At 72.3% G+C, this 16281-nt stretch carries 17 protein-coding genes and 1 pseudogene; 7 read left to right on the top strand and 11 right to left on the bottom strand.

Going from position 1 to position 16281, the window contains the following annotated elements; genetic code table 11:
- The first annotated feature begins 41 nt into the window (after positions 1-41).
- Positions 42-692: a ThuA domain-containing protein gene (locus FHX78_RS06305; RefSeq protein ID WP_145866479.1), complete on the top strand. Its 651-nt coding sequence runs from the start codon at positions 42-44 to the stop codon at positions 690-692.
- On the opposite strand, the gene FHX78_RS06300 is transcribed toward FHX78_RS06305, so the two are convergent.
- From FHX78_RS06300 to FHX78_RS06290, 3 genes are all read right to left on the bottom strand, one after another.
- Positions 693-1586 carry a transporter substrate-binding domain-containing protein gene (locus tag FHX78_RS06300; RefSeq protein WP_229923968.1) on the bottom strand — a complete coding sequence of 298 codons (894 nt, stop codon included), beginning with the start codon at positions 1584-1586 and terminating at the stop codon, positions 693-695.
- A 19-nt stretch (positions 1587-1605) separates the two neighbouring features.
- The gene (locus FHX78_RS36705; protein WP_167531701.1) at positions 1606-2325 is read right to left on the bottom strand and encodes a hypothetical protein; all 720 of its coding nucleotides are present in this window, start codon (positions 2323-2325) and stop codon (positions 1606-1608) included.
- A gap of 140 nt (positions 2326-2465) precedes the next feature.
- Positions 2466-3512 (bottom strand): LacI family DNA-binding transcriptional regulator, encoded by a 1047-nt coding sequence (locus tag FHX78_RS06290; protein WP_145866477.1) that lies wholly within the window; start codon positions 3510-3512, stop codon positions 2466-2468.
- A gap of 174 nt (positions 3513-3686) precedes the next feature.
- Here FHX78_RS06290 and FHX78_RS06285 point away from each other — a divergent pair, with 174 nt between their 5' ends.
- Complete coding sequence (locus FHX78_RS06285) at positions 3687-5240, top strand: carboxylesterase/lipase family protein (protein ID WP_189908588.1); 1554 nt, start codon at positions 3687-3689, stop codon at positions 5238-5240.
- 89 nt (positions 5241-5329) lie between these two features.
- Here the strand turns inward: FHX78_RS06285 and FHX78_RS06280 are convergent, their stop codons facing one another.
- Positions 5330-5929, bottom strand: a complete 600-nt coding sequence (locus tag FHX78_RS06280) for a GNAT family N-acetyltransferase (RefSeq protein ID WP_373313033.1) — start codon at positions 5927-5929, stop codon at positions 5330-5332.
- A 95-nt stretch (positions 5930-6024) separates the two neighbouring features.
- On the opposite strand from FHX78_RS06280, the gene FHX78_RS06275 reads away from it, so the two are divergent.
- Complete coding sequence (locus FHX78_RS06275) at positions 6025-6510, top strand: hypothetical protein (RefSeq protein WP_308439673.1); 486 nt, start codon at positions 6025-6027, stop codon at positions 6508-6510.
- A gap of 76 nt (positions 6511-6586) precedes the next feature.
- Here the strand turns inward: FHX78_RS06275 and FHX78_RS06270 are convergent, their stop codons facing one another.
- The 4 genes from FHX78_RS06270 to FHX78_RS06255 all read right to left on the bottom strand — a co-directional run bounded on the left by FHX78_RS06270 (position 6587) and on the right by FHX78_RS06255 (position 10828).
- Positions 6587-7444 carry a phosphotransferase enzyme family protein gene (locus tag FHX78_RS06270; RefSeq protein ID WP_145866475.1) on the bottom strand — a complete coding sequence of 286 codons (858 nt, stop codon included), beginning with the start codon at positions 7442-7444 and terminating at the stop codon, positions 6587-6589.
- Between the two features lie 18 nt (positions 7445-7462).
- Positions 7463-8032 (bottom strand): mycothiol transferase, encoded by a 570-nt coding sequence (locus FHX78_RS06265; RefSeq protein WP_373313032.1) that lies wholly within the window; start codon positions 8030-8032, stop codon positions 7463-7465.
- 147 nt (positions 8033-8179) lie between these two features.
- Entirely contained in the window at positions 8180-9247 is a 1068-nt protein-coding gene (locus tag FHX78_RS06260) for an alkene reductase (RefSeq protein ID WP_145866473.1), read from the bottom strand.
- 75 nt (positions 9248-9322) lie between these two features.
- A complete protein-coding gene (locus tag FHX78_RS06255; protein ID WP_145866472.1) occupies positions 9323-10828 on the bottom strand; it encodes an MFS transporter in 1506 nt (501 codons plus the stop codon).
- A 134-nt stretch (positions 10829-10962) separates the two neighbouring features.
- On the opposite strand from FHX78_RS06255, the gene FHX78_RS06250 reads away from it, so the two are divergent.
- Complete coding sequence (locus FHX78_RS06250; RefSeq protein WP_373313031.1) at positions 10963-11535, top strand: helix-turn-helix domain-containing protein; 573 nt, start codon at positions 10963-10965, stop codon at positions 11533-11535.
- A 20-nt stretch (positions 11536-11555) separates the two neighbouring features.
- Here FHX78_RS06250 and FHX78_RS06245 read toward each other — a convergent pair whose 3' ends face one another.
- Together FHX78_RS06245 and FHX78_RS06240 are read right to left on the bottom strand one after the other, a co-directional pair.
- Entirely contained in the window at positions 11556-11804 is a 249-nt protein-coding gene (locus FHX78_RS06245; protein ID WP_145866470.1) for a DUF397 domain-containing protein, read from the bottom strand.
- Complete coding sequence (locus tag FHX78_RS06240; RefSeq protein WP_189908587.1) at positions 11801-12706, bottom strand: helix-turn-helix domain-containing protein; 906 nt, start codon at positions 12704-12706, stop codon at positions 11801-11803. Before FHX78_RS06240 ends, FHX78_RS06245 begins: the two co-directional genes overlap by 4 nt.
- A 31-nt stretch (positions 12707-12737) precedes the next feature.
- Here FHX78_RS06240 and FHX78_RS37335 point away from each other — a divergent pair.
- Positions 12738-13148, top strand: a pseudogene (locus tag FHX78_RS37335) (ATP-binding protein); the annotation flags it as partial.
- Here FHX78_RS37335 and mmuM read toward each other — a convergent pair.
- Positions 13147-14061, bottom strand: a complete 915-nt coding sequence (gene mmuM / locus FHX78_RS06230; protein WP_145866468.1) for a homocysteine S-methyltransferase — start codon at positions 14059-14061, stop codon at positions 13147-13149. The pseudogene FHX78_RS37335 and the gene mmuM overlap by 2 nt on opposite strands.
- Before the next feature lie 115 nt (positions 14062-14176).
- Between mmuM and FHX78_RS06225 the strand changes: the two genes are divergently transcribed.
- Both FHX78_RS06225 and FHX78_RS06220 read left to right on the top strand, forming a co-directional pair.
- On the top strand, positions 14177-15010 hold the full coding sequence (locus tag FHX78_RS06225; RefSeq protein ID WP_145866467.1) for a class II glutamine amidotransferase: 834 nt from the start codon (positions 14177-14179) through the stop codon (positions 15008-15010).
- 176 nt (positions 15011-15186) lie between these two features.
- Positions 15187-16281, top strand: a complete 1095-nt coding sequence (locus FHX78_RS06220; RefSeq protein WP_145866466.1) for a glycoside hydrolase family 43 protein — start codon at positions 15187-15189, stop codon at positions 16279-16281.

The raw sequence follows: 16281 nt of genomic DNA, 5'->3' as shown, positions 1-16281 counted from the left end.
CGGCCGCCGACAGCGGGTTTCCCGCGGCTATGGTCTCCCGCATGGCCGCCGTTCCCGCACTGCTCGTTCACACCCGCACCACGGACTACCGGCACGACTCCATCCCCGCCGGGATCGCCGCCCTGCGCGCCCTCGGCGGCTTCGACGTCGTCGCCACCGAGGACCCCGCCGCCTTCGAGGAGCGGCTCGACCGGTACGCCGCCGTCGTCTTCCTCTCCACCAGCGGCGAGGTGCTCACCCCCGCCGGACGGGACCGGCTCGCGGCGTACGTCGAGGCGGGCGGGGGCTTCGCCGGCGTGCACGCGGCCGCCTGCACCGAGTACGACTGGCCGTACTACGGCGACCTGCTCGGCGCCCGCTTCGACCGGCACCCGGCCCTCCAGCCGGGCCGCGCCGTGGTCGAGGACCACGACCACCCGGCGACCCGGCACCTGCCGCCCGTCTGGCACTTCACGGACGAGTGGTACGACTTCCGCACCAGCCCCCGCGGGCGGGTGCGGGTCCTCCTCTCCGCCGACGAGTCGTCGTACGACGGCGGCGGCATGGGCGACGACCACCCCCTGGCCTGGTGCCACGAGCAGGGTCAGGGCCGCGTCTTCTACACGGCCCTCGGCCACACCGCCGGGGCCTACGACGACCCGGACTTCCGCGCCCATCTGCACGGCGGCATCACCTGGGCGGCGGCCCGCTGATCACGGCTTGCAGGAGGAGTACGTGTCCACGTCCTCCGGGTCGGGACGGAACCGGTTCTCCCAGTCGCCGGGATAGGCGGCGACCAGCGCCGGCAGCTGCGCCTTGACGTTGCCGGCCCACTCCGAGCTGAGGTACGTGCGCAGCGCTTCCCGGAGTCTGTGGCACATCTGCGTACGGCCCTCCGGCAGCCCGATGCCGTACCGGTTGATGCTCCCGAACGAGACGTCGCGCACGACCCTCAGCGGCACCTTGCTGCTCCGGAACTGCTCCACGTACCCGTAGAGCAGCGCCTCGTCGGTGAAGACCGCGTCGACGCTCTTCTGCCGCAGCTTGCGCACGCAGGTCGAGTAGTCGCTCTGCAGGTGCAGCGTCGTGCTGCGGGGCAGTTGCGCCGCGGCGGACGTCGACCCCTGCACGGTGCAGACCACCTTGTCCGCGACGTCCTTCTCGTTCTTGATGCCGTGGTAGTCCGAGCGGACCAGGAAGCGCTGCTGGGTGACGAAGTAGGGGCCGACGAAGTCGACCTGCTCGTCCCGCTCCGGGGTAATGGAGTACGTGGCGACGATCATGTCCAGCGACTTGTTGACGAGCTTCTGCTCCCGCTTGTCGGACACCACGTCGTCGAACTCCGGTGTGAAGCCGATCTGTTCGCCGAGGTAGGAGGCCAGGTCGACCTCGAAGCCGCGGTCGTTGTGCTCGCTGTGCCGGTTGAAGCCCGGCTGGTCGGTCTTGACGCCGATGTGGACCGTGCCGGTGAGGGGTTTGTCGTCCGCCCGGTCGTCCGACCACTGGCAGGCCGCCGCGGCGAGCACCAGCAGGGCGGCCGCCGCCGCCCGCGCGGACCGGCGGACCGGGGAGCGGCGGGGGAGCGGGCGGCGCGAGGCCTTCGTCATGGGTGTCACGTGGGTCTTCCTAGTCATCCAGGTGCGCCGAGGCGACGGACAGGTTCAGTTCGCAGCCCTGCTCCGCCCGGAGTTGCACGGCGAGTTCGATGTCGGTCATCCCGCGTCCCAGGCCGAAGACGAACTCCGTGCCGGGGACACCGCTCTGCACGTGCCTCGTCCCGGCACCGGCCTTGAGGCCCACGACCAGCTCGCTGCCCGGCGCGCACACCGGGGCGGCGGAATCGGACTGGGCCAGGTCGAAGGTGATGGCGAGCCGGGAGCGGGGGTCGTCGGTGTGCAGGGTGGCGACGACGGTCTCGCCGTCCACCAGGGGCGGGGCCTGCTCGAGCCGGACGCGGTGGGTCACGTCCACCGGACGGCTCTCCAGGAACGCCCAGACGGCCAGGGCCGGCAGCCCCACGGCCAGTACCGCCAACGGGATCACCACGAGGACGACGGGCGGCCACAGCTGGGGCGCGTCCTTCGGGCTCTGGCGTTCGATGATCGGCAGCATGGCGGCGCCGAAGGCCAGCAGGGCCCCGCCCGTCACTCCGACCACCGCGGGATCCCCGCCGAGGGCCAGCCACACGGCGGCCGCCCCGAGAACGGCCACGAGGTCGGTCAGCAGCAGCGAGACGAGTCCCTGGGTGCCCGCGGTGGCGCGGGCGGCCCACTGAGCCGCGCTGCGGAGCCGTCCGGTGCCGTCCGGTGCCTCATCGGGTGGCGTGGTAGAGGTGTCGCTGGTCACGCGGGCAGCGTAGGGGTACGGACGGTGGCACAACGGGAGGTCCCGGAAAAAAGGTCGAGTATGACCTGACAGGCCCTCAGATTACGCCGCCGTGTGCTATAAGCCGCGTCTGACGGTCCGTCACGCTCCCGTGTCGGTCCTCACGCGCCGGGCGGCACCGCCGTGCTCGCGCGCTCCACCAGCCGTGTGGACAGCTCCGTGCGGGTGCTCTCCGGGCGGTGGCCGTCCATCATGCGCAGCAGGAGGTGCAGGGCCGTCGCCGCCATCTCGGACAGGGGCTGGCGGACCGTCGTCAGGGCGGGGGTGAGCCAGCGGGCCTCGGGGAGGTCGTCGAAGCCGACCACGCTCAGGTCGTCCGGCACCCGCAGTCCGCGCTCGGCCAGCGCCTGGTAGACCCCGGACACCATCCGGTCCGAGCAGACGAAGACGGCCGTCGGCGGCTCCGGCAGGTCGAGCAGCTCCCGCATGCGGCGGCGGGCGGCCCCCTCGCCGGGGTCGGCGTGCCGGACGTACTCGGGGCGGTGCCGCACGCCCGCCGCGGCGAGCGCCGAGCGGTAGCCGGCGGTGCGGGCGGCACCGGACGGCGTGTGCCGGTTCCCGGCGATGACGGCGATGCGCTCGTGGCCCAGCGCGAGCAGGTGCTCGGTGGCCGTCATCCCGCCCTGCCAGTTGGCCCCGCCCACCGAGACGACACCGGGCGGCGGCTCGTGGTCCGGGTCGACCAGCGCGAAGGGCACGCGGTGCTGGGCGAGCCAGGCGTACTGCGGGCCGCTGGGCTCGGCCAGGTGGAAGAGGATCCCGGCCGACCCGCGCAGCAGCAGCCGGTCCAGCCAGCCCCGCTCCGGCCGCTCGGAACGGCTGCGGGTCAGGGCCGCCGAGACCACGATCTCCAGGCCCGCGTCGTGCGCCGCCTCCTCCGCGCCGTGCAGCACCGCGCCCGAGGCGGAGTCCTCCAGCGAGTGCACCACCAGGTCCACCAGGCGCGGCGGCCGTCCTGCGTCGAACCGGGGTCTGCGGACGTACCCGAGCCGGTCCAGGGCCTCCGTGACGCGGCGGCGGGTCTCCGGGGCCACGTCCTCACGGCCGTTGACGACCTTGGACGCGGTCGGCACCGACACCCCCGCCTCGCGGGCCACGACCGCCAGCGTCGGTCCGGCCGCCACGCTCGCACTCCCCGTACGGGCCATCGGGAATCCACCTCTCCACCGAATAGAAAGCGCTTCCTACTGTAGATCCGCCGCCCCGGAGCGGGAAGAACTCGCACACAGGCCGAGGAATACCGAAGAGCGTTCCGGTGCTCTGCTGTTACCGGTGAGTTCTGCCGGTGCGGGAGCAGGACGCGGCGAAGGGCTGGTGGGCGGATGACGGCACGCCGGGAGAATCCCGTGACCAGGACTCCGTACGGGGTGGTGCGCGGCAGGTGGGACCGGGGCGTCGCCGCGTTCCGTGGCATCCCGTACGCGGCGCCCCCGTTCGGCCCCCGCCGCTTCCGGCCGCCCGTCCCCCCGGAGCCGTGGGACGGCGTCCGCGACGCCGGTGCCTTCGGCCCGACCGCCCCGAAACCGCCGTACTCCGAGTCCTTCGCCCTGTACCTGTCCGACCCGGTGGTGCCCGGCGACGACTGCCTCAACCTGAACGTGTGGACCCCCGACCCGTCCCCCGCAGCCCGGCTCCCGGTCTTCGTGTGGCTCCACGGCGGCGCCCTGACCAGGGGGTCCTCCGCGGTCCCCGTCTACGACGGCCGCACCTTCGCCCGCGACGGCGTGGTGTTCGTGTCCGTCAACTACCGTCTGGGCGTCGAGGGCTACGGCCTCTTCCCGGACGCCCCCGCCAACCCCGGCCTGCGCGACCAGCTCGCCGCCCTGCGCTGGGTCCACGAGTCGATCGCGGCCTTCGGCGGCGACCCCGGCCGCGTCACCCTCGGCGGCCAGTCCGCCGGAGCCATCAGCACGGGCGCCCTCATCGCCGCCCCGCAGGCCCGGGGCCTGGTCCGGCGGGCCGTCCTGCAGAGCGGGCCGCCGGAGACGACCGACCGGGACAAGGTGCGCCGGATGGTACGCCGCATGGCGAACCGCCTCAAGATCCCCGCGACCGCCGCGGCCTTCGCCGCCGCCGACCGCGGGCAACTCCTGCGCGCCCAGGCCGAGGTGGGCCGCCTCAGCAGCCCGGTGCTCGGCGGCCCCGCCTTCGGCATCGTCGTCGACGGCGACCTCGTGCCCCGCGACCCCCTGGAGGCGCTCACGGACGGCGCGGCCCCCGGCGTGGACCTGCTCACCGGCTGGACCCGCGACGAGTACCGCCTCTGGCTGGTCCCCGGCGGCCTGCTGGAGCGCGTCGACCGCCTCGGCGCGGTCGCCCTCGCCGGCGCGATGGCCCGCTGCCGCTGCGGCAGCGAGGTCCCGCGCGGCTACCGCGCCCTGCGACCGGACGAGGGCACCGCCGAACTCGTCGGCCAGATGGTCACCGACCACCTGCTCCGCCTCCCCCTGCACCGCCTGTCCGACGGCCGCGCCGAGCCCTCGTACGTCTACGAGTTCGCCTGGCCCTCGGGCCGGCCCGGCATGGGCGCCTGCCACGCCCTGGAACTGGGCTTCGTCTTCGACAGCGGGGAGGAGCCCGACGCCCGCAAGCTCGCCGGCGAGGGCGCGCCGCAGGAACTGGCGGACGCGATGCACGGGGCGTGGGTGCGGTTCGTCACCGACGGAGCACCGGGCTGGGCACGGTGGGGCGCCCACCACCCGGTGCAGGTCTTCGGCGACGGCGCCCCCCACCTCGTCCACGGCCCCCGCGACCGCGAACTCGCCCTGTGGGCCACCCCGCCCACCCCCACCGAGGCGACCGGCCCCGCCCCGTCCCCCGAACTCCGCTCCGTCATACGCCGCTTGCGGCGCACCGGGGCACTGCGCCGGGGCTGAGCCGTCCCGGACGGGCGGTCGGCTCCGGGTGGGCGGGGGTGCGTGATGCGCCGGCGCGGCACAGGTCGGGTCGAGTGGGGCAGAGCCCCTCAGGCCCCGGGGTCGCGCAGGCCGACGCAGTCGAAGGTCCAGAAGGGGTCCGAGTAGACGAAGGTGCCCGTCATCCACGGCTCGTGCGCGGACAACCGGGCCACCTGGAACGCGGCTTCGGGGATACGCAGTGACGGCGAGCGGAAGCCCACCGCGGCGGCACCCTCGAAGCCGCGCGAGCCGTAGTAGTGGGGCGAACCCTCCAGGAACACCAGCGGCACACCCTGGCTGTCGGCCGCCGCGAGGGCGTGGGCGACGAGCCGTGTACCGATGCCCTGACGCCGGAACTCCGGGAGCACGCCCAGCGGTGACAGCGACAGGACGTCCACGATCCGGCGCGGGGCGTCCCACCGCGTCGCGCTCAGCAGGACGTGCCCGACGACCCGGCCCTCGACGACAGCGACGAAGGACATCGGTGCCAGAGCGGCCTCCGCGCCGCGAAGTGCCTCCACGAGTCCGGGAACCCGATCGCCGTCACCGAAGGCGCGCGTGTGGACCTCGCGCACGTCCCGGTGATCGTCAGCGGTCTCCTCCCGGATCACCGGCCCGGCACCGTCGGGAGCGATCCGGGAGCCTTCGGGAGCACCGTGTGAGGTCATGGCCGCGAGGGTAGATCGCGGGACGGTTCGGGCGCGAGGCAAACGCGCACCAGGTCGTCGACCCACGACAGCACGCGGGTTCCGGACCGGGCAAGATGAACGACATGGTCAACGGGGGGAACACGCGCTTCACGCTGCCACGGGGCGCGACAGGATTCTTCATGCCGAAGGACGGCCCGCTTCCGGATACGGATGTGCGGGCGTTCCGCACCGCTCTGTATGCCGCCGCGCGCGTCGCTGAAGGCCGGGTGGGCGAGTTCGAGGGCCGGGAGTACCCCCTGACCTTCCACACCGCGTCGGTCGTCGAGCGCACCGGCGAGAGCGTCGTCCTGTGTCACGCCCACCACCCCTGGATCGCCTTCGCCCGGGAACGCCGGAACTGGTACAGGGAGGAGTTCCTCCCCCCTCCAGCGTGGGCCTTCACCTTCACCGAAGCGGGTTTCGTGGTCCTGAGCCACGAACAACTCACCACACCCCTCTCCGACGTGGACACTTCCGCTCTGTCACAGCACGAGCGGCGCCAGGTGCGCGCGTACGACATCACCACGTGGGGCGGGGTGCTCTTCAACGCATGGGCCTGACGATCCGGGCGGCCCACGGCAGGGAAGCCCGTGCCACGGGTCTGTCCCGCTGGGCGGACCGTTCAGCCGTCCCGGGTCAGTTCTCCGTCGGGGTGCCGGGGCCGGCGTGGGCGCGTGCCGCTCGGAGGCGGGTCAGCCATTCCGCGGCCAGCCGGCGGCCGTCCGGGAGCTGGTCGTCGCGGTCCCAGCGCCAGGTCGTGATGATCGCCAGTACGAGCTGCCGGCACGCGCGCAGCACCTCCCTATCCACACCCGGGTAGTGCTCGCCGACCTCCTCGGGCGCGTGGGCGAGGTCGAACGCGACGGGTCCGCGGCAGCACGTCTCCAGGTCGATGAAGAGCGGCCCGTCCTCCGTGGTGAGCAGGTTGCCCGGGTGCGGCTCGCCGTGCAGCAGCTGCTCGGCGCCGCCGCGTTCGGCGATCACCCGTCCCGCGGTCCGCAGGGTCTCGTCGAGGAGCGCACGGTCCGCGTCGGCGAGGTCCGGGGTGCGGTCGTGGTCGGCCAGGAGTTCCCGCGCGTGGGCCACCCGCTCGGTGAAGTGCGGCGCCGGGACGTCGAGCGTGCGCATTCCGGCGTGCAGCCGTGCGAGGGCGGCGGCGAAGTCGGCGGGCGGGACCTCGTGCGGGGGCACGGGCGGGTAGTAGGTCCACAGGGTGATCACGAAGCCGTCGCGCTCATGGACGCGCGGCTCCACCCGGGGATCGAGGGCGGCCACCGGACACCCGGCCGCGACGAGCCGCTGGGCGAGGTCGACCTCGAACCGGGCGACCTGCTGCGCCACCGGCGCGACCCGGGCCAGGACGTCGCAGGGCAGCAGCCGCAGGGTGAGCTTGTTGGAGTTGTTCAGGACGGTCGCGTCGTCGGCCGTCAGGCCGAGGGACGAGGCGGTCGACGTGGCCGCCGCCACGGCCCGCGCGATCTCAGCCGCCCGCATGACGGGTCCGCTCCTGCCTCACTGGCCCACGCGGCCGTCGACGCACTCGCGCAACAGGTCGGCGTGGCCGCAGTGGCGGGCGTACTCCTCGATCCGGTGCACCAGCAGCTCCCGGACGGCGATCCCTTCCCTGCCCAGGCGCTCGCCCAGATCCTCGTGGGCGGCCAACGCCGCGTCCGTGGCCGCCTGTTCGCGCTCCATGTCCGCGTACGCCGCGTCGACCACCGCCTGATCGGCGACCGCGCCGTCGAAGTCCCCGTCCCGCCTGCCGTACAGCTTCGGCAGCGGCTCCCCGTCGCTGATCCAGTTGCGCCAGTCCCGTTCGTCCTCGGCGATGTGGCGCAGCAGCCCGAGCAGCGACATCGTCGACGGCGGCACCGACCGGCGGGCCAACTGCTCCGGGTCCAGCCCCTCGCACTTCATCCGCAGCGTCAGGCGGTAGTCCCGCAGCACACCCTCCAGCGCGGCGAGTTCACCGTCCGGACCGGGCCCGTCGTTGTTGCGGGGGTCGTCCGCCGGGTCGGCCCACATGTCCGGGTGGACGGTCGCCTGGGTCCATCGTTCGGGCTGGTCGGTCATGCGCCCCATACTGTCCGGGCGAGCCGGGACCGGCCAGTTCTTTTCGGGACGGGGGCCGACCTGTCGTCGGCACGGCCACGGTCATCGAGGTCCTGCCGCCTCGCGGCCGAGCCGGTCCCGTGGGCGGTCAGGCGCGAGGCGGTCCGGGCCCCCTCGTCACATGGACGGGTAGTCGGTGTAGCCGCGGTGGTCGCCGCCGTAGAACGTGTTCACGTCGGGCTGGTTCAGGGGTGCCTGGGTCCGCCAGCGCCGCACGAGGTCGGGGTTGGCGATGAAGGCGCGGCCGACGGCGACGAGGTCGGCCTGGTCGTTGTCGAGGAGGGTCTGGGCGATGGTGGCGTCGGTGACCGGGTCCCAGCCGTTGCTGACGATGCGGGGGCCGGCGAAGCGGTGGGAGAGGTCCTTGATGAGGGGCGTGGCGGGGTCCCCGATGGTGTGCAGGTAGGCCAGGCCCATGGCGGAGAGGGCGTCCACGAGCGTGCGGTAGGTGGCGGCGGTGTCGTCCGCGTCGTCCTCGATGGCGCCGTGCAGGTTGATGGCGGGGGAGACGCGGATGCCGACGCGTTCGCCGCCGATCGCGTCGGAGACGGCCCGGGCGACCTCGATGACGAAGCGGGCGCGTGCCTCGGGGCTGCCGCCGTAGGAGTCGGTGCGCCGGTTGGTGTGGGGGGCGAGGAACTGGTGGAGCAGGTAGCCGTTGGCGGCGTGGAGTTCGATGCCGTCGAGTCCGGCGTCGACGGCGGCCCGTGCGGCGTGGGCGTATTCCTCGATGACGGTGGGGATTTCGTCAGTGCCCAGTGCGCGGGGGACGGGGTGGGGCCGGGGGCCGTTGGCGGTGAACATGGTGCCGGGCGCGGCGATGGCGCTGGGGGCGACGGTTTCGGCGTGGTGCTTGTTGTCGGGGTGCGAGATGCGTCCGGCGTGCATGATCTGCGCGACGATGTGCCCGCCGTGCCGGTGGACGGCGTCGGCGACAGTGCGCCAGCCGGCGGTCTGGGCGGGGGTGTGCAGGCCGGGTGAGTTCATGTACCCCTGGCCCACGGTGCTGGGCTGCACGCCTTCGGTGATGATCAGCCCGGCGGTGGCTCGCTGGCCGTAGTAGGTGGCCATGAGGTCGGTCGGTACGCCGTCGGGGGTGGCGCGGTTGCGGGTCATGGGCGCCATGACGATGCGGTTGTCCAGTGTCCACTTGCCGACGGTCACCGGCTCGAAGAGATCTGCCATGGGGGTCTCCGTGAGTTGTTGGGTGGCCCGGGAGGGCCGGATGAGGCTTATGGGGGATGTGCGCGACGTGTGCGGTCAGTGGGTGGGGACGGGTGCGGTGGGCTGTGTGTCCGCGGCGGTCCTGGGTGTCTTCACCAGGACGGCCAGGGCGAGGACGGCTGCGGCCAGGAGGGCACCGGCGACGATGAACGCGATGCGGTAGCCGTGCAGGAAGCCCTGGAACTGGAGGGCGCGGGATGCTTCGCCGCCGGCCGGTGTGCGGGGGTCGAGGTAGTCGGTGACGGCGGCGAGGTAGAGGGTGTTGAGGAGTGCCGGGCCGAGGGCCGCGCCGATCTGCTGGCTGGTGGTGAGTGCGGCGCCGGCCACTCCGGCGTCGCGCGGATCGACGCCGGCCAGCGCGACGTTGGGGCCTGCCAGGAAGAACAGGCCCACGCCCGCACTCACGAGGAGCTGGGTCGGCAGGACCTCCCCGGTGTAGCCGGAGGCACTGTCCAGACGAGTGAGCCACAGCAGCCCCGCGGTGGCCACGGCGGTGCCGGCGACCATCAAGGGTTTGGGGCCGAAGCGGGCGACGAGGGGCGCACCGAGTGTGGTGGTGGCGATGATCCCGGCGCTGAAGGGGAGGAAGGCGATGCCGGCCCGCAGCGGGGTGTAGTGGAGGTTGACCTGGAGGAAGTACGTCATGAAGAGGTTCATGCCGAACATGCCGGCGCCGATGAGGAGGTTGGCCAGGAACACTCCGGCCCGGTTGCGTTCCATGACTACCCGCAGTGGCAGCAGGGGGTGGGCGGTGCGGCGTTCCACGCACACGAACGCGGTCAGCAGCAGGACGGCGGCCGCCAGGGGGATCACGGTGGCGGGAGCCGTCCAGCCTCCGCCCTCGGCGGCCTGGGTGAAGCCGAGGACGAGGGCGACCAGCCCACCGGTCACCAGCAGGGTTCCGGGAAGGTCGTAGCGCCGGGTGCCAGCGGCGCGGCTCTCCCGCACGAAGGGCCGGGCGGCGAGAGCGACGGTCAGGGCGATGGGGACGTTGATGTACATGCACCAGCGCCAGCCCGCGTACTCGGTGAGGACGCCGCCCAGGAGGAGCCCGACGGCTCCTCCACCGCCCTGGAACGCGCCGAAGATCCCGAATGCCTTGGCGCGTTCCTTGGGGTCGGTGAAGGCAACGGTGATGAGGGAGAGCGCCGCCGGCGCCAGGAGGGCGGCGAAAGCACCCTGTAGGGCGCGTGCGGTGAACAGGGTGCCGGGGCCGGGCGCCAGACCGCCGAGCATGGAGGCTGCCGCGAAGCCCAGCAGGCCGATCACGAGGGTGCGCTTGCGTCCGGCGAAGTCGGCGATGCGCCCGCCGAGAAGCAGCAGTCCTCCGAAGGCGAGTGCGTAGGCGGTGATCATCCACTGGCGGTTCGCGTCGCCCATCGCGAGGTCGCTCTGCGCCTGCGGCAGCGCGATGTTCACGATGGACACATCCAGCACGACCATGAGGGTGGCGACCGACGCGAGGATCAGCGCCATCCACCGGTGCGGATCCGGCGCCTCCGCGTCCGGGACCTTCCCTGCGGTGCGAGCGGGGGTATACATCGGCAGCTCTCCTGAGCGATGAGGGGCGGGACGGCCTTGGTGAGCAACGCGGTGCGTGGCTCACGTCGTCGGGAGAGTGCGCCCGGGCCCCGGAAAGTTGCAATCCTTCATGCCGTTTCAGCAAGATGCGGCGCGTGGAAGAATTCAAGAACGTGCTGGCCGGCGTCGGACCCCGTCTACGGGACCTGCGCCGCCGGCACGCCATCACGCTGGCCGCGCTGGCCGAACTCACCGGGATCTCGGAAAGCACGCTCTCCCGCCTGGAAGGCGGAGGCCGCAAACCCACCCTGGAACTCCTGCTGCCCCTGGCCCGGGCCTACAACGTCCCGCTCGACGAGCTCGTCGGCGCTCCGGAGACGGGCGATCCCCGCCTTCACCTGCGCCCCGTGACGCGCGACGGCATGACGTACGTGCCGCTGACGCGCAGGCCGGGCGGCCTGCACGCGCACAAACTCGTCATCAGCCCCACCGCCGGCGAGCCCGAACTCCGGACGCACGAGGGCTACGAATGGATCTACGTCCTCAACGGCAGGTTCCGCCTCCACCTCGGCGACCGCGTCCTGGTCATGGCGCCGGGGGAAGTCGCGGAATTCGACACCCACGTCCCGCACTGGCTGGGCCCCGACAACGATCAGCCGGTGGAGCTGCTGGTCATCTTCGGCAAGCAGGGCGAACGCGCCCACCTGCGCGCCCGCCCCACCTCTTGACGCCGTCATGGCGCCCTTCGTCAGCGCGAGCGCGCGCCGAGTGCGAGGAACGAGGCCCAGGCCTCCGGGGTGATGGTGAGGTGGGGAGCGTCCGGTGTCTTGGAGTCGCGGATGTGGATGGCGGTGGGGTGGGTGGCGACTTCGAGGCATTCGCCGCCTTCACTGCCGCTGTAGCTCGACTTGCGCCAGGTGTAGGCGACTTCGACGCAGTTGCCACCATCGCTGCCGCTGTAGCTCGACTTGAACCACGGAAGTGCGGTGCTGCTCATTGGTCTCCTAGAAGACGGTCCAGCAGGTCCCTCGTATCTTCGGGATTGAGGGCCTGTGACCGCAGCATCGCACACCTTTGCGTGAGGATCGCCACCTCGCCGGGATCAGCGATCAATTGGCTACCGCGCTGGGTTTCCGTATAAGCAAGCCGCTGATGCTCTGGCGTCTCCAGGAGGACGAAGGGTCCGTCGAGTGCTGCGTGAGCAGTGCGTCCTAGTGGCAGAACTTGCACAGTGAGACCGGGTAGTTCAGAGAGCTGCCGCAGGCTCTGCAACTGTTCGACGTACACCTCATTCCCGCCCAGGCGGTCGCGGAGCACGGCCTCCCAGATGACGAAGCAGGTGATCGGTGGTTCCTTGCCACGGAAGATCGTTTGCCGCGCTGTGCGCGCTGCCACGTGAGCCTCGATCTCGTTCTCGTCGATAACTGGGATGCGGCTGCGGAATACCGCCCGCGCGTACGCCTCCGTCTGTAGCAGACCCGGTAGCACCTGATTTTCGTACGAGGAGATCACGAGGGCCTCCCGCTCCCGATCCAGATACTCCTCAGCCCACAGCGGAACCAGATCCACCTCCGGCATCCTGCTCAGCGCGACCGACAGCGCGCCCTTCGTGTCGAGGAGGTCGTCCAGTTGCTCGGCGAGGTCCGGCTTCAGGGGCCGTCTGCCCTGTTCGATCGACGCGATCTGCTGCTCGCCGATGACGAACCGCTCGCCCAGCGACCTCTGTGTGTGCCCGGCCGCCTGGCGGTAGAGGGCGAGCAGCGCGCCCACCATCTTCATCGCCGAGGCGTTCCTCCGTGTCGTGGTGTTGCCCATGAGGCCGAACTCCCCACCCGCGTCTGTACGTTCACCATCGCGCAGCCGTACGGTCCAGCCGTACGGCCGCGCGGACTGTTCCATCGTGGGCACGGAGCGTGACTCTCGTCCCGTGATTCAGGAAACTTCACCCTCGCCTCACGTCCCCGCCCCACGTGAGCGCTTCTTCCGCCGTGAGCGCCGGTCCGTGCCCGGCGCGCGGGCGTTCGCGCGCCGGGTGCTGGAGGAGTGGGGCGTACACGGGCGCGCGGACGATGTGCTGCTGTGCGTCAGCGAACTGGCGACCAACGCCCTGCTGCACGGCGTACCGCCCGGCCGGGGCTTTCTGCTGAGGCTGTTGCCGTACGCCGACCGCGTGCGCGTGGAGGTGCACGACAGCGGACGTGGTGTGCCCGCGGTGCCCCTGCCGCAGCAGGAGGACGACTGCGGGGAGAGCGGGCGCGGGCTGCTGCTCGTGGCCGGGCTGTCCGACACGTGGGGCGTGGCGGAGCGCGCCCCGGGCAAGGTCGTCTGGTGCGAGTTCGCTACGACGCCCGCAGCGCCCGCGCCACCGACGCGATCGTCCGTGGCCCCACCCGGCAGCAGCCTCCGATCAGCCGCGCCCCCGACGTCCGCCATCCCGTCACCCGCTCGGGGGTGAAGGTGGCGCGGCCGGTCCAGTCCCGTGCCCGGGCGTCCCAGGTCTCGCCGCTGTTGGGGTAGACCACGACCGGCTTGCCGGTGACCTGGGCCGCGAGGGCCACCGCGTGGTCGGCGTCCTCGGGGGTGCAGCAGTTCACGCCGACGGCGACGACCTCGTCCGCCCGTGCGGCGAGCGCGAAGGCGTCCTCCAGGGGCTGGCCCGCGCGGGTGCGGCCGCCGGCCGCCGAGTACGACAGCCAGGCCGGGACGCCCAGGCCGCGCAGGGCGCGGAGCAGGGCCTGCGCCTCGTCCGTGTCGGGGATCGTCTCCAGGGCCAGCACGTCCGGGGCGGCCCCCGCCAGGACGTCCAGGCGCGGGCGGTGGAAGCGCTCCAGTTCGGCCACGGTGAGCCCGTACCGGCCCCGGTACTCGGAGCCGTCCGCGAGCATCGCCCCGTACGGGCCGACGGAGGCCGCCACCCACCGGGGGCGGGGGGACGACGGGGCCCGCCGGGCCGCCTCGCGGGCGCACTCCACGCTCAGGGCGAGCAGCCCGGCCGCCTCCTCCCGGCCGGTCCCGCGCCGCGCGAAGCCCTCGAACGTCGCCTGGTAACTGGCCGTGATCGCCACGTCCGCGCCCGCCTCGAAGTAGGCGAGGTGGGCCGCCGTGACCGCCTCCGGGTCCTCGGCGAGCAGCCGGGCCGACCACAGCTCGTCGCTCAGGTCGTGTCCGGCCGCCGCGAGCTGGTTGGACATGCCGCCGTCGAGGACGACGGTGCCGGCGGCGACGGCCTCGGTGAAGGACGACGAGGTGCTCATGTCACCGACGGTAGCCGAGACGCGCCCCCGGTGGATCCCGCAGCGCGCGCCCGTGCGGGAGGACTGGAATCCTGGAGGGACGAGGAGACGAACCGCGCCGGGAAGGCGGTGGACCATGTGCCGTTGGCTCGCGTACTCGGGCGCCCCCATCCTGCTCGACGGCATCCTCTACAAACCGGCGCACTCACTGATCGACCAGAGCCTGCACGCCAAACTGGGCGTCGAGACGACCAACGGCGACGGATTCGGCCTCGGCTGGTACGGCACGCACACCATCACCCCGGCGGTCGTCCGGGACATCGGCCCGGCGTGGAGCAACCGCAACCTCCAGGAGATCGCCGGACACGTCCGCTCGTCCCTGTTCTTCGCCCACATCCGTGCCTCGACCGGGACGTCGGTGCAGCAGACCAACTGCCACCCGTTCCGCCACGGCCGCTGGATGTGGATGCACAACGGCGCGATCGACGAGTTCCAGCGCGTCCGGCGGGAGCTGGCCCTGGCCGTCGCCCCGGACCTGTTCCTGTCCATCGAGGGCTCCACCGATTCCGAGCTGATGTTCTACCTGGCGCTCACCTTCGGTCTGGAGGAGGACCCGCCCGGCGCGGTGGCGCGGATGGCGGGACTGGTCGAGCGGGTCGGCCACGAGCACGGCATCGAGTTCCCGTTGCAGATGACGGTCGCGGTCACCGACGGGACGCGGCTGTGGGCGTTCCGCTACTCCAGCCAGAGGGCCTCCCGCTCGCTGTTCTACAGCACCCGGGTGGAGACCCTGCGCTCCCTCCACCCGGACCTGGAGTTCCTGCGGGAGATGTCCGACGAGGCCCGCCTCATCGTCTCCGAGCCCCTGGGGAACCTGCCCGGCGCCTGGAACGAGGTCCCGGAGAGCACGTACGGCGTCGTCCAGCCGGAGGGGGACCGGATGGACGCCTTCGCGCCGGTCGCGGCGTAGGGATGCCGGACGGTCCGGGAGGCCGGCGGACGTCTTCGTCCCGTCGGACCCGTTGACCTGCCCCTGACGCACCCTTACCTTTTCGGCGTTCGGCATGTCAGATGTTGTTCGGGATGTCGAATCCGTCGCACCGTGCATGCCGAACGCCGACGACCCCCACCAGAGAGGCAGACCGCATGAGCCGCGCCGCCGACCTGCCCGGCCTTCCCCCTCCCCCCGCCCGCAGACTCCTGCTCAAGGGCGCCCTCGCCGCCGGCGCCCTGGCCGCCGCCACCCCGGCCCTCGCCCACGCCGCCCCCGCCGCAGGCCCGAAGGCGGCCCCCTACGTGAACCCGCTCGTCCGCAACCGTGCCGACCCGCACATCACCCGGCACACCGACGGCTTCTACTACTTCACCGCCACCGCCCCCGAGTACGACCGGATCGTCCTGCGCCGCTCCCGCACCCTGGGCGGCCTGGGCACCGCCGCCGAGTCCGTCATCTGGCGGGCCCACCCCACCGGCGCCATGGGCGCCCACATCTGGGCGCCGGAGATGCATCGCGTCGACGGCAAGTGGTACATCTACTTCGCCGCCGCGCCCGCCGAGGACGTGTGGGCGATCCGCATCTGGGTGCTGGAGAACGCGAACGCCAACCCCTTCCGCGGCACGTGGGTCGAGAAGGGGCAGATCAAGACGGCCTGGGAGACCTTCTCCCTGGACGCCACCACCTTCGCCCACCGCGGCACCCGCTACCTCGCCTGGGCCCAGCACGAACCCGGCATGGCCAACAACACCGCCATCTGGCTCTCCGAGATGGCCGGTCCCTGGACCCTCACCGGGCCCCAAGTGCGGCTCTCCACACCCGAGTACGACTGGGAGCGCATCGGCTTCGCGGTCAACGAGGGGCCGTACGTCCTGCACCGCAACGGCCGGCTGTTCATGACCTACTCGGCCAGCGCCACCGACCACCACTACTGCATGGGCCTGCTGACCGCCGACGAGGACAGCGACCTGCTGGACCCGGCGAGCTGGGCCAAGTCGCCCGTCCCCGTCTTCACCAGCAACGACACGAGCAAGCAGTACGGTCCCGGGCACAACTGCTTCACCGTCGCCGAGGACGGCCGCACCGACGTCCTCGTCTACCACGCCCGCCAGTACAAGGAGATCAGCGGCGACCCGCTGCACGACCCCAACCGCCACACCCGGGTCCAGCCGCTCGGCTGGAAGGCGGACGGCACCCCCGACTTCGGCGTCCCCGTGGCCGACGGCGCGGCGGGGCGGGGGGCGTGA

This window comes from Streptomyces capillispiralis (genome assembly GCF_007829875.1).
Taxonomy (GTDB): Bacteria; Actinomycetota; Actinomycetes; order Streptomycetales; family Streptomycetaceae; genus Streptomyces; species Streptomyces capillispiralis.
This window is presented reverse-complemented; position numbering and strand designations above follow the sequence as displayed.